This window comes from Burkholderia sp. E168m22, assembly GCF_001319805.1.
Classification (GTDB): Bacteria; Pseudomonadota; Gammaproteobacteria; order Burkholderiales; family Burkholderiaceae; genus Burkholderia; species Burkholderia orbicola.
In genome coordinates, this window is record NZ_BBSK01000101.1 from 1 (window position 1) to 13,011 (window position 13,011).

Annotated in this window: 12 protein-coding genes; 3 read left to right on the forward strand and 9 right to left on the reverse strand. The window is 67.6% G+C overall.

All coding sequences use genetic code 11. The features are described from left to right. Window positions 1–100: 100 nt before the first annotated feature. The 4 genes from AP428_RS22605 to AP428_RS22620 form a co-directional block, all read right to left on the reverse strand. Entirely contained in the window at window positions 101–1,195 is a 1,095-nt protein-coding gene (locus AP428_RS22605; RefSeq protein ID WP_012338488.1) for a triacylglycerol lipase, read from the reverse strand. Window positions 1,196–1,414: 219 nt separating this feature from the next. Beyond that, window positions 1,415–3,547 carry a TonB-dependent copper receptor gene (locus tag AP428_RS22610; RefSeq protein ID WP_011548120.1) on the reverse strand — a complete coding sequence of 711 codons (2,133 nt, stop codon included), beginning with the start codon at window positions 3,545–3,547 and terminating at the stop codon, window positions 1,415–1,417. 84 nt (window positions 3,548–3,631) lie between these two features. After that, on the reverse strand, window positions 3,632–4,000 hold the full coding sequence (locus tag AP428_RS22615; RefSeq protein WP_011548121.1) for a DUF2946 domain-containing protein: 369 nt from the start codon (window positions 3,998–4,000) through the stop codon (window positions 3,632–3,634). A 155-nt stretch (window positions 4,001–4,155) separates the two neighbouring features. Next, window positions 4,156–4,692 carry a cytochrome b gene (locus tag AP428_RS22620; protein WP_006479377.1) on the reverse strand — a complete coding sequence of 179 codons (537 nt, stop codon included), beginning with the start codon at window positions 4,690–4,692 and terminating at the stop codon, window positions 4,156–4,158. Window positions 4,693–4,918: 226 nt separating this feature from the next. Between AP428_RS22620 and AP428_RS22625 the strand changes: the two genes are divergently transcribed. Further along, window positions 4,919–5,557, forward strand: a complete 639-nt coding sequence (locus AP428_RS22625) for a Pr6Pr family membrane protein (protein ID WP_041489490.1) — start codon at window positions 4,919–4,921, stop codon at window positions 5,555–5,557. Between the two features lie 65 nt (window positions 5,558–5,622). Here the strand turns inward: AP428_RS22625 and AP428_RS22630 are convergent, their stop codons facing one another. Then, a complete protein-coding gene (locus tag AP428_RS22630) occupies window positions 5,623–6,357 on the reverse strand; it encodes a peptidoglycan DD-metalloendopeptidase family protein (RefSeq protein WP_011548123.1) in 735 nt (244 codons plus the stop codon). 410 nt (window positions 6,358–6,767) lie between these two features. On the opposite strand from AP428_RS22630, the gene AP428_RS22635 reads away from it, so the two are divergent. Further along, window positions 6,768–7,088 carry a hypothetical protein gene (locus AP428_RS22635; RefSeq protein WP_011694691.1) on the forward strand — a complete coding sequence of 107 codons (321 nt, stop codon included), beginning with the start codon at window positions 6,768–6,770 and terminating at the stop codon, window positions 7,086–7,088. Window positions 7,089–7,197: 109 nt separating this feature from the next. On the opposite strand, the gene AP428_RS22640 is transcribed toward AP428_RS22635, so the two are convergent. The 4 genes from AP428_RS22640 to AP428_RS22655 all read right to left on the reverse strand — a co-directional run bounded on the left by AP428_RS22640 (window position 7,198) and on the right by AP428_RS22655 (window position 10,805). Continuing rightward, window positions 7,198–7,542 carry a DUF4148 domain-containing protein gene (locus AP428_RS22640; RefSeq protein ID WP_011548125.1) on the reverse strand — a complete coding sequence of 115 codons (345 nt, stop codon included), beginning with the start codon at window positions 7,540–7,542 and terminating at the stop codon, window positions 7,198–7,200. Between the two features lie 200 nt (window positions 7,543–7,742). Further along, window positions 7,743–9,155 (reverse strand): NADP-dependent phosphogluconate dehydrogenase, encoded by a 1,413-nt coding sequence (gene gndA / locus AP428_RS22645; protein ID WP_006479382.1) that lies wholly within the window; start codon window positions 9,153–9,155, stop codon window positions 7,743–7,745. Between the two features lie 97 nt (window positions 9,156–9,252). Beyond that, the gene (locus AP428_RS22650; RefSeq protein WP_006479383.1) at window positions 9,253–9,894 is read right to left on the reverse strand and encodes a DUF938 domain-containing protein; all 642 of its coding nucleotides are present in this window, start codon (window positions 9,892–9,894) and stop codon (window positions 9,253–9,255) included. Beyond that, a complete protein-coding gene (locus AP428_RS22655; protein ID WP_012338489.1) occupies window positions 9,891–10,805 on the reverse strand; it encodes an NAD-dependent protein deacetylase in 915 nt (304 codons plus the stop codon). Before AP428_RS22655 ends, AP428_RS22650 begins: the two co-directional genes overlap by 4 nt. A 1,218-nt stretch (window positions 10,806–12,023) precedes the next feature. Between AP428_RS22655 and AP428_RS22660 the strand changes: the two genes are divergently transcribed. Next, on the forward strand, window positions 12,024–12,983 hold the full coding sequence (locus AP428_RS22660) for an LLM class oxidoreductase (protein WP_011548127.1): 960 nt from the start codon (window positions 12,024–12,026) through the stop codon (window positions 12,981–12,983). The last annotated feature ends 28 nt before the right edge of the window (window positions 12,984–13,011 follow it).

The following is a 13,011-nucleotide window of genomic DNA, read 5'->3' on the forward strand; positions in this document are numbered from 1 at the left end:
CGCTCCACATCGCGACGCCGGCGATCGCCGCCAGCCCCACGACACCATAGATCGCAGCGCGCCGCGCCAGCGGCGCGCGTCCCTCACGTGCCGCCATCGATCACACGCCCGCGAGTTTCAACCGGTTCGCATGCGTGCGGATCACCGCGACCGGATCTTCCGCATAGGCGCCGCGCACACCGAGCAACTGGTTGATCTCGTCGATATGGTTCCACTTGTAGCTCGTGCTCAGCACCTTGCCGTACAGCGCGCTGCACTTCGACACGAGCCCGTCGTTCTGGCCCGAGGCGCGATTGATCATCACCGTGCCCGTGCCGAGCAGCGCGAGTGTCGACAGGTCGAGCACGTTCGCCGGATCGACGAGCGGAATCGTGCTCGTGTCCGTCGCGCCCGTCACGCCGAGCACGGAAAACGTCGGCTGGATCGCCGTGCCGGCCCATGAATACAGCAGATGCGTGTTGCCGCCGACGGTTTCCGTCGGCGCGCCGGTCTGGCAGCTTCCGGGGGCGCCGAGGCCCGCGCTCGGATAGTTCTGGTTGTAGGTGGCGGCCTGCCCGGTCGTCAACGTCTTCAGTGCGGCGAGGGCGTCCTGGTTCGTGTTGTGGCTGCTGCTCGTCAGGATACCGAACACATTGACGAAAGCGGCGATCACCGTCGACGACAATCCGGTCGGATCGTATGCGAGCACGCCCTGCACGAAGTCGGCAAACTCGGAGCCGCGATGCGGCGTGCCGATCGTCGTCACCGACGCGACGAGATCGGGCGCGACGGCCGCGACATAGCGCGACGTCAGCCCGCCCTGGCTGTGACCGACGAGATTGACCTTGGTCGCACCGGTCGCGGCGAGCACCGTCTTCACGTAGGCCAGCAGCTGTTCGCCGCGCCCGTTCGGGCCGTCGTCGCTCTGGAAGCCCGACAGATTCGCGACGTAGACGGTCGCGCCATGCTGCTGCAGGTTTTCCTGGATGCCGTACCAGTACTCGAGTACGCCCGCGTACTTGTCGGTGCCGGTCAGCCCGTGCACGAGAATGATCGGATAGCGCGTCGCCGCATAGTTGTCGGCGGGCGCGGTTGCCGCCATCGCCGTGTGCGTCGTCGCGAGCGTCATCAGCGCGGTCGTCCCCGCGAACGGCGCGACGCTCATCGCGCATGCCACTGCCCCTGCCATTACCCTGGAACGCATCGATCTGGCCATGCATGTCTCCTGATTATTGTGCAGCCGGCGCGAATGACACCGGATCGACACGCACGCCGCATCGTGCACACGGTGGGTGTCGAAGCGGGAGTGAAGCACGACTCTCGAACGTTTGCGCCCCGACTAGACACGGTTCTCTAATCGGTTGACGCGCGCCGCCCGTTCGGGCGGTGCGGCGTTCAGGCGTGCGCATGCTGCGATGCACACGCGCGCTGCGGGCTACAGCTTCGCGCTCACGCGCACCCACGCGGTACGCCCCGGCTCCATCACCGGCGCGTTCGCCGGATAGCCGAAACCCGCGTTGCCGGCGAGGTTCAGATGCTCGGTGTAGGCCTTGTTCAGTACGTTGTCGACGCCGACCGAGATTTGCACGGTCTTGCTGACGTTGTATTGCGTATGCAGCGACAGCACGCCGAATCCGGCGCTCGGGCCGAAGTCCTTGCCGACCACGTTGCCCTCGTTCAGCGCGTAGCGATGCTGCGGCGCAACGATGCGCCACAGGCCGCCCGCCGACCACGCGCCGCGCGTGTATTCGAGGCCGATGCGCGCCTCGAGCGGCGGCATCTGCGGCAGCGGATCGCCGCTCGCCACGTTGCGCCCCCACGCATACGCGAGCGACGTCTCGACGCGCAGCGGCGCGACCGGCCGCCACGACACGCCGGCTTCGCCGCCCATGATCTGCGCGTTGACGTTGGTTGCCTGCGTGATCGGGCCCATCATGCCGGCCGCATAGTTGAACAGGATGAAGTCCTGGACGTAGCCCGCGTACGCCGACACCCATGCATCGAACCGGTCGCTCTTGTATTGCGCGCCGATATCGAGCTGCGTGGTCTTCTCCGGCTGCACCGCCGAGAACGCGTTGATCGAACCGGCCGGCCCGCGCGTCGCGGAGAACAGTTCCCAGTAGTCCGGATAACGCTCCGCGTGGCCGATCCCCGCGTACCACGTGACGGGTAGCGACGCGAGATCGCGCTCGTAGCGCACGAAGCCGCTCGGCAGCACCTTCGTCCGATCGTCGTCGAAAGTCGGGTTCGGCTTGCTCATCATCATGCCGCTCTTCATCGCGCGCTTGTCGCGTGCGCTCGCATAGTCGACGCGCGCGCCGCCGATCACACGCGAGACGTCGCTCGCATACCACGTCAGCTCGCTGAACACGCCCGCGCTCCACATGGTCGCCTGGGCATCCCACGGCTGGTCGCGGTAGTTCTGCTGCCCCATCGACGCACGCGAATCGAGCCGGTTCGATTGCGCATCGACGCCCGTGACGAGCTTGAAATCGTCGCCGAAGCGGAACGTCGCGGCGGCACGCGCGCCGACCGTGCGGCGCCGCACGTCCGCGGCCATGCGCATCGGCATGCTGCTCGTCGGGTCGGGCTGCCGCAACGTGTAGTTGTCCATCACGTGATCGGCTTCGTTGTAGTACACGCGCGCCTCGATCCGGTCGAGCACGTCGCCGAGATGCCGCTTGTCGAACGACAGGCCGAACGTCTCGCGGCGGAAATGCGCGCCATCCATCCCGCGGCCCGCGTAGCGCGCATAGCCGTCGCCGGTGCCGGCGGTCAGCTCGAGTCGCGTATGGTCGTCGGGCGTCCAGCCGAGCGCTGCATCGGCGTTCCATTTGTCCCACTGCGACGGCACGGTGTTGCCGTTGCCGTCCTTGTAGTCCTGCGAATGCGCGTGGTTCGCGGTCACGCGGCCATAGATGTCCGGCGTGCCTGCGGTCAGGTCGATGTTCTGGTCGTTGCGGCCGAACGACCCGCCGACGAGACTGCCGTCGAAGCGCATGCCGGGGCGCTCGAAACGCGGCGTCACGCGCTCGAACAGCACGGTGCCGGCCGACGCACCCGGACCGTACAGCACGGTCTGCGGCCCCTTCACGACGGTGACCTTGTCATAGCTTTCCGGCGCGATGTACGAGGTCGGCGCATCCATCCGGTTCGGGCACGCGCCGAGCGTCGGCATTCCGTTCGCCAGGATGTTCAGCCGCGAACCGAACATCCCGCGCAGCACGGGGTCGCCGTTCGTACCGCCGCTACGGATCGACGTGAAGCCGGGAATCGTCTTCAGGTAATCGGCGCCGTCGCTGGCGGGCAGCGGCTGGCGCGGCGCCTTCGGATCGGTGACGACGACGAGCGGCGTCGACAGCGGCGACGCGACGACTTCGACGGGCGGCAACAGCATCGCCGCATCGCCCGACGGCGCACCGGCCGCCGGCGTGGTTTCGGCTGCGGCAGCGCTCGCGGCCAGCGCGCCGACAGCCAGCGCAGGAACGGTGAGTTTCAGTACGCGCGGCAGAGGCCGCGCACCGGCATTGCGTGGCGCCCGCGGCGCACGCAACAGGAAATTGGTCATGATCGAAAGCCCGAGTGACGCCCTCCACGCGGCCTCGACGGACCGCACGGATATCGGCGGAAAATAGGAACGGCGGGAAACGCGTCAGGCGCGCTCGGGCGGTGCGCGCGGATAGGCGCGCGGATAGCGGTCGCCGCGCGCCGCGACGGCAGGCGACGCGACGGCGGAAACGAAAACGACGGGAATGAAGGCGACCGACGTGGCGGCAGGCGCGCCGATGGCCGGGCTATGAGCGAAGAAGCCGCAGTAGCCGCACGCGTCGAGATGCAGCGCATGATCGTGCATGCCGCCCACATCCGACGAGCGATGCGCACCATGCTCGGTACTGCAGACGATCGCCTCGGGCACGGCCGCCTGCGCGATACGCCACTGCGACACCAGCGGCGCCGCGATCGCGATCCAGATCGCGAGCAGGCCAAGCCAGGCAGTCAGGTGACGATGTCGGTGCAGCATGTGCGGCGACGAGTAAGCGGAATGTAAAAACAGCCGAGATGTTACAGAATGTTCAACGCGATGGCCAGCTTGGACGAAGGTAAACGAAGCGAGGGCGCATGGTTGTCAACACAACCATGCGCCCTCGCCTTCCGTGCGCGTCCGGAGCCGGACGATCAGGGCGCCATGCGCCGCAGCACGTCGTCGCGCCGGATGAAGTGATGGTAAAGCGCGGCCAGCGCATGCAGGCCGATCACGAAATAGAACGCGTTGCCGATCAGCTCGTGCGCTTCCTTGATCGTCGGCCGCAGCGCCTTGTCGGGGCCGAACAGCGTGAACGACACGCCGAGCCAGTCGAGCGACACCGGCTTGCCGCCCATGTTGACCATCATGATGCCGAGCAGCGGCTGCGCGATGATGAACACGTAGAGCGCGACATGCGCGAGCTTCGACAGCCAGCGCAGCAGCGTGGCCTGCGGAATCGCTTCCGGCACGCGGCTGACGACCCGCCACAGCACGCGCAGCACCGACAGCACGAGGACGAACGTCCCGGCCATCAGATGCACGTTCATCCAGAACGCCCGGCTGTCGCTACCCTTCGGTCCGCGGATCTCGATGGCCAGGTAGGCCAGCGCAACCAGCAGGAAGATGGCCCAGTGGAAGAAGATCGCGGGCGAGCTGTAGCGCGTCTGTTTCGCGAGGATGTTTTTCATGCTTCGTCTCGTGTTGTATGCGGGGAGGGGCGCCAGCTGCAACCGGCCTGCGCCCGGAAAGGCTGTGACGATTGTAGCCGCAGGGGCGGCCGGTTTTGCACGGCGCGATCAAATATCCGACGAATCGTCGACACGCGCCGCACGCGGCCCGCCTATGGAAAATCCGCATCGCGCGCCCGAGCGGCTGTGGCACGATGAAGCTTTGGTGCGACGGCGCGCGGGCATCATGAGCAAAGCGTTCTTCGTTGCAGCCTACCGGCTGATCGCCGCATTGCTCGCGGTGTCCACCACGCTGCACAGCGTCGCCGACTACTGGCGCCTGCCGACCTTCCATCTCGGCAACTACCTCAGCTACTTCACGCAACTGAGCAGCCTCTACGCGGCCGCGATGCTGGCCGCTGGGCTGTGGCGCATCGCGCGCCCCGGCTCGGCCCGCTACGAATCGATGCGCGGCGCGGCGGTGCTGTACGTGCTGATCACCGCGATCGTCTACGAACTCCTGCTCGCGCGGCTCGATGCGCTGCGCCACGTCACGCCGGCGTTCAACAACTGGGTACTGCACCGGATCGTGCCGCTCGTGATGCTGTGCGACTGGCTGTACGTCGAACCGCGCTCGCCGATTCCGCGCCGCAGTGCGTTCGCGTGGCTCGGCTTTCCGGTCGTCTATCTCGGCTATACGCTGGTGCGCGGCGCGGTGGAGGACTGGTATCCCTACCCGTTCGTCGATCCGCGTCCGCACGGCTACCTGCCCGTCGCGATCCAGTGTTCGCTGATCGCGCTCGGCGCGGCGGCGCTCGCACTGGGCATTCGCTGGCTCGGCAATCATGCGAGACAGTCTGGCAGCGCGACGCTTAAGGAAGGATGAAGGTGGAAAAATGAAGTGGGCGGGAACGTGTGCGCCGCCCGGCGCACACGTGGCGCTGGCAACAATCAGCCGCCGTTGCGCGGCAGGAAGTTCATCGGATCGACGACCTTGCCGTTCTGGCGGACTTCGAACTCGAACGTCGAACGACCGCTCGCGTCGGTGCCCATTTCGGCGACCGGCTGGCCCTGGCGCACCGCGTCGCCTTCATTGACGAGCAGCTTGCCGTTGTGCCCGTAGGCCGTGATGAGCCCGTTGTCGTGCTTCAGGATCACGAGCGGACCGTACGCCTTGACGCCGGAGCCCGCGTACACCACCCGCCCGTTTGCCGCGGCCCGCACCGAATGGTCGGGCCCGGATGCGGCGATCACGAGGCCGCGCGTCTTGCCGGCCGAGAACGGTGTCGCCACGACGCCCGTGGCCGGCCATGCGAGCGAACCCGGCTGGGCGGCTGCCGCGGGCGGCTGCCCGTACGAGGTCGCTGCCGGCGGCGGCGCGACCCGCAGTACCTGGCCCGGCGACACGGCGTCCGTGGGCGCCATGTGGTTCCAGCTGGCCACGTCCTGCACGCGCTGCCCGTAGGCGTTCGCGATGCCCGCCAGCGTATCGCCCGGGTTCACGCGGTAATAGCCGGCAATCACGCCCGGCGTCGCGGCCGACGTGGGTGCCGATTGGCGCGCGGGTTGCCAGCTGTCGGTCCACGGCGTCATCGTGCAGCCCGTCAGCGCGATGGCCGCGGCAACGAGCGCCGCCTGCGGCAGCCAGCGCGTGAGCGTGTCGTGGATGGGAATAGTTTCTCTCAAGGGTCCTCCCGGATTTGCGTCGTCGCGCCGCCCACCGCCCCCCGGCGCGCGACGCACGATGTCCGGCCCGACGGCCGGATCAACCAGTATCCGACCGCTCGCGCGGCCGTCAGTTTCCACAGCGGAACGTGGGCGCGAATGAGCTCACCGGCCCCTTTTTCGCGTCGTTCCGATCGGCAAAGATACCATTTGTCGCGGTCAAGGCCCCGACAGTTGCCCGGGCCGGAAACAATCTTGCGGCGTCGCCTGGGCACGCCAATCGCCGGCGAGCCGTGCCAGGCGGGCGCTTTGGGGAGTTCGCGGGCGCGGCCGCCACGCCTGCCGTATCGGCCCCGTCATATTGTCCGCTTCGATCGCCGCCTATACTCGGTGATGCGCAGCGCGATCCAACGACAACGAGGAGCATGACAATGAATAACGCGACGTTTCTCTCCGTGCAGCTCGACGCCGACGATTTCGCCGGTTCCAGCGGTCTGGTCGAATTGCTCAACCGGCACCTGTTGTTCGCGACCGACGTCGCCGAAGCGGCCGACGCGCTCGTTCAGCTGGCGAGCGTCACGCACCTGACCGGCGCCACGCGCCACAGCGTCGAGCTGCCGGTCCTCGCGATCGAACGGCTGCGCGACGCGCTCGACACGCTGAGCGGTTACGACGAAACGTGGCTGCAGGTACTGGAGCCGGCCGAAGCGCTGTTCCGCGATATCGGGCGCGGCCGACGCCCGCTGCACTGAACGCCGGCGCTTGGCGCGCCGCCAATGAAAAAGCCCGTTGTTCCGCATAGCGGAACAACGGGCTTCGTACTACAGGGGGTCGGATGCGGTCGCCAGCGCGGCCGTACCATTAACGACCCTTGTAGACCGGTGCGCCGTCCGAGACGCGCTTGACTTGCCAGCCGGTCTTGGCCGCAGCCGGGGCGCCCGATTCCTGGCCGGCGGCCGGTTGCGCACCGTAGCCGGTCGTATCGGCAGCGGCGACGTTCTGTTGCGGGTTCACGCGAGCTTCAGCAGCCTGGATGCCTTCCGGGTAGTTGGTCCGGTCGCTGCCCAGCTTGTAGCCAGCCTGTTGCAGCTGGACCAGTTCGGCCTTCACCTGGGCACGGGTGACGGGCGCGTTCTGTTGGGCGAACGAGACGGCGGGGACAGCGAGGACAGCAGCAGCAGCGAACGTTGCGATCAGCGATTTCATGATTACCTCCGGGATTTTTTTGCTTCGCCGCACACACCATGTCTGCAGCGATGGAACAGAGTTTAGTCCCGGCAGCACCTAGGGAAAACCATGAAAGAACGAAAACACTGTTTCCCCGGAGCCAACAATGTCGGCATCCGGGATAGAAAAACCCTATTCAAAGAATAGATTTTCGCAACAATGCCGCCTCGCCCAGCCGGTTACGACCAGTTCGCGTGGAAGCTGCCCGGCTTGTCGGTGCGCTCGAACGTGTGCGCGCCGAAGAAGTCGCGCTGCGCCTGCACGAGGTTCGCCGGCAGCCGCTCGGAACGGTAGCTGTCGAAGTACGCGACCGCCGATGCGAACGCCGGGACCGGCACGCCGGCCTTCACCGCGGCCACCACCACATCGCGCAGCGCCGTCTGGTAGTTCGCGGCGATGTCCTTGAAGTACGGGTCGAGCAGCAGGTTCGCGAGCGCCGGATCCTTCGCATACGCGTCGGTGATCTTCTGCAGGAAGCGCGCGCGGATGATGCAGCCCGCGCGGAAGATCTTCGCGATCGTCCCGAGATCGAGGTTCCAGCCGTATTCTTCCGACGCCGTGCGCAGTTGCGCGAAGCCCTGCGCGTACGAGATCACCTTGCTCAGGTACAGCGCGCGGCGCACCGCTTCGACGAACGCGGCGCGATCGCCGTCGAACGGCGCGGCGGCCGGGCCCGACAGGATCTTGCTGGCCGCGACGCGCTCCGTCTTCAGCGACGACAGCACGCGGGCGAACACCGACTCCGTGATCAGCGGCAGCGGCACGCCGAGATCCAGCGCGTTCTGGCTCGTCCACTTGCCGGTGCCCTTCTGCGCGGCGCGATCGAGGATCACGTCGACGAGGTGCTTGCCGGTTTCTTCGTCCTTCTTGCCGAAGATCTTCGACGTGATCTCGATCAGGTAGCTGTCGAGCTCGCCCTGGTTCCATTCGGTGTACACCGCGCCGAGTTCGTCGTTGGTCAGGCCCGCGACGTCCTTCAGCACCGAATAGCTCTCGGCGATCAGCTGCATGTCGCCGTATTCGATGCCGTTGTGGACCATCTTCACGTAGTGGCCCGCACCGTCCGGACCCATGTACGCGACGCACGGCTCGCCGTCCGACGGCGCCTTCGCGGCGATCTGCTTGAGGATCGGCTCGACGAGATCGTACGCGTCGCGCTGGCCGCCAGGCATGATCGACGGGCCACGCAGTGCGCCCTCTTCGCCGCCCGACACGCCGGTGCCGATGAAATGCAGGCCCGACTGCGCGAGTTCCTGGTTGCGGCGGATCGTGTCGGTGAAATGCGTGTTGCCGCCGTCGATCAGCACGTCGCCCTTCTCGAGCAGCGGCTTGAGCGAGGCGATCGTCGCATCGGTCGCTTCCCCGGCCTTCACCATCATCAGGATCCGGCGCGGCGTTTCGAGCGACGCGACGAATTCCTCGAGCGTATAGGTCGGCACGAGATTGCGGCCGGGGAATTCGGCGATCAGTTCGTCGGTTTTCTCGCGACTGCGGTTGAACACCGACACCGCGTAACCGCGGCTCTCGATATTGAGTGCGAGATTGCGGCCCATCACCGCGAGCCCGATCACACCGATTGCTTGTTTGCCCATTAGTCAATTCTCCGGAAAAAACGGGGCGCGACCCGAGCCGGGCCGCGCGCACAGGCGAAAGGATAGAGGAAACCCGGCCGCGCTGCCCGCTTGCGTGTCATTGCTCCGCGTGCGGCAGGCGCCGGAACACGACGCTCAGGTTGTTCGCCGGCATCTCGACGACCTCGCTGCAGTCGAGGCCGAGGTCGAGCCCGAGCGCGACCACGGTCTCGAGATCGCGCACGCCCCACGACGGGTCGCGGCTGCGCAACTGCCGGTCGAACGCTTCGTTCGACGGCGCCGTATGCCGGCCTTCGCGACGGTACGGACCGTACAGGAACAGCACGCCGCCCGGACGCAGCACGCGCGACGCGCCCGCGAACAGCGCGTCGGTACAGGCCCACGGCGAGATATGGATCATGTTGATGCAGACGATCGCGTCGAGCGCCGCGACCGGCCACGGCGCGTCGCGCACGTCGAACGCCAGCGGCCCGGCGACGTTCGCGAGGCCCGCATGCGCGACCCACGCGGCGATCGAACGCCGCGCCTGCGCATCGGGATCACTCGGCTGCCAGTGCAGGCCCGGCAACGCTTGCGCGAAGTGAACGACGTGCTGCCCGGTGCCGCTCGCGATTTCGAGCACGCTGCCGCTCGCCGGCAGCACACGGCGCAGCACGTCGAGGATCGGCCCGCGATTGCGTTCGGCCGCCGGCGCGGACAGCCGCTCGGACGGATCGGGCGAAGCAGCGGCGCCGGTCACGATGCATGCTCCGTCGTGTCGCTGGTGCTGGCGCTGTTGCGCCCGAGCCCCAGCCGCGCCACGAGTGCGTCGAGCGCGGGCGCGCAGTGCGCCTCGACCTTCAGCGTCAGCATCGGGTCGGCGCGCGTATGGCCGAGATTGAGTGCGGCAACCGGCTTGTGCTGCGCCTGCGCCCACACGCAGAAGCGGTAGCCGGAATACACCATCAGCGACGAGCCGACGACGAGCAGCGCGTCGGCCGCATCGAGCGCCTGCGACGCCAGCGCCACGCGCTCGCGCGGCACGTTCTCGCCGAAGAACACCACCGCAGGCTTCAGCAAGCCGCCGCACGCGGGGCACGCCGGAACGCGGAACGTATCGAGCGCGGCCCATTCCAGATGCGCGTCGCCGTCCGCGGCGGGCTCGGCCTGCGCGCCCAGCAGTTCGGGATTGTCGGCTTCGAGCACGGTCTGAATCGTCGCTCGCGCGTGATGCGCGCCGCATTCGAGGCAGGTCACGCCGTTGATGCCGCCGTGCAGTTCGATCACGTCGTCGCTGCCCGCGCGCTGATGCAGGCCGTCGACGTTCTGCGTGACGAGGCGCTCGATTCGCCCTGCGTCGCCGAGCCGCGCCAGCGCGACATGCGACCCGTTCGGCCGCGCGCGGCCGACGACCGGCCAGCCGATCATGCTGCGCGCCCAGTAGCGGCGCCGCGCGGCATCGGAACCGAGGAATTCCTGGAGTTGGATCGGCGGCGAGCGCATCCATTGGCCGTTGCGGTCGCGATAACCGGGAATGCCGGAATCGGTGCTGATGCCCGCGCCGGTCAGCACGAGCAGGCGCGGATGACGCTCGACGAAGGTCTGCAGCGCATCGAGCGCGGCCGGATCGGCGTCGGCGAGGGAGGAATCGGGCAAGGCTTTGTCGTTCATGTTGGCAACGTGATCGGTCGCGCCGGCAGGCCGTGCGCCCGCACGGGCAGCCAGGCACGCCAGCACATGATACAGAACGCCGTGCGATCGGGCGGGCCGCCGCCACGACGAGCCGTCGCACGCAAAAAGACGCCCGTCGCCGCTCGGCGACGGGCGCTTCAACAATTGATCCATCGGGGTAGTGGATCAACTGACAGCACAATATTGCGACGTCCGTCATGCCGCGATCGACGGACGCTCCCCGGACTCCACGTGTTCCTCGCTGCCGCGCACATCGGCGCGTCACCGGCTGTCCCGGCCCGGTCCTGTGCCGCTGGCTCGTCACGCCGACACGATGCGCGGCATGCAAACGCATTCGCCGCGCGGCGCCATGCGTTGCGCCATGGCATGACGATTCCGGGATCCAGGCCAGGGGCCATCCGCCTGCGTTCGTGGTGCATCCCCGACGGCCGACCGGCACGGGTCGGCCTCGTGCGTCACGGCTGCACGTCGTCGTTCAGAACGAACCTGATTGCTCGGATGGAACGGAAAGCCGCTCGCTCACGTCGCCGCAATCAATGGCGAAGCGAATACCCGGGCAGGTCGGCGATTCATGTTTGCAACACGCTGCGTTGCGTTTCGGTCTTTTTTCATTCTCTTGTCCCCGTCTCCGATACATCCGACCCACTGAAGCGATTGCCGGGTCGACAACACCCGCGATCGCGCTCACGGCCCATATAACCATGCAAGGAGCGCACCATGCTTCACGCCGCAAGGCCTCGCGGGCACATGCCGGGCCGCGGGTAGCCATCGCACCCCGTCAGAAAGCGCGAACGTTTCGAAACTGAAACGCGCCGCCAGACCAATTGGCATCGTCGCGTCGGCTCTGCGTGGGACGGGCAGTCGCCTTACAATCGCCTCACAGCTGGCGACGCGCCTCGACCGGATGCGTGCGCCGGCCTTGCCCTTTCCCGCGGCTCGCCGCCGCCCGCCCCGAACCCACCCTCGCCGTGATCACACTCGCCGTCGCTTCGCACACGCATGCCGTTCTACGGCACCGACCGCGACCACCGCGCATCGCGACGCGTGGCGTCACGCGGGGGGCTCGTGTTGCGTGGCACGACGCCGCAGGTCGTTTAGCGCAGCGCGGCGCCGTCCCGCTCGGGCATCGCGCAAACACGCTAGCATTCGGACACGGAACACTGTGCGTTCGCCCTGCCTCGCCTTCAAGGATTCGCCATGCCCCCAACCGTTCCCGCCCGCCCCGACGTCGCGCAGCGTGTCTTTGCTGACGGGCGGCTGTCGATCGGCCTCACGCTTCCGTTGCTTCGCAGCGGCCACATCGTCGCGGACTTCGACGAACAACTCGAACTCGCGGCGCTGGCCGATTCACTCGGCTTTCGCGCGCTGTGGATTCGCGACGTGCCGCTGAACAGCGCCGACTATCCGGACCCGGTCGGCCATCTCGACCCGTGGGTGCTGCTCGGCGCACTGGCGTCGCGCACCCGCCGGATCGCGCTCGCCAGCGGCGCGATCGTATTGCCGCTGCGCCATCCGCTGCATATCGCGAAAGGTGCGCTGTCGGTCGCGACGCTGTCGGGCGGACGCTTCATCCTCGGGCTCGGCTCCGGCGACCGGCCGCCCGAATATGCGGCGTTCGGCGTCGACGCGGAAACCCGGCGCGACCGCTATCGCGCGCACTGGGACGTCGTCGCGGCCGCGCTCGGCGCGCCGTCGCGCGTGCTGCCCGACCAGGCGCCGCCCGATGCGCCCGAATTCACGCTGCTGCCGCGCGACGGCGACGCGGTGCCGATGCTTGCGGTCGGCTCGGGCGGACAGAGCGTCGACTGGATTGCCCGCCATTCGATCGGCTGGATGACCTATCACCGCGATCCGGATACGCAGCGCGCCCGCTATTCGATGTGGCGCGCGGCGGTCGACCGGCTCGCGTCGCCGCAATTTCGCGCGTTCGGCGTATCGATGCGGCTCGACCTCGCCGCACATCCCGATACGCCCGCCACCGCGCTGCCGCTCGGTTATGCAACCGGGCGCCATGCGTTGGCCGATATCCTGCGGGACATGCGCACGGCGGGAACGCACCATGTCACGCTGAACCCCGGATCGGACCGGCCCGTGCGCGACGTCATCGAAGAAATCGCGGCGCACGTCTTGCCGGCATTTCACGACGATCCGGCCTGATTCATAGGAATCCGAATTCACCTGACGT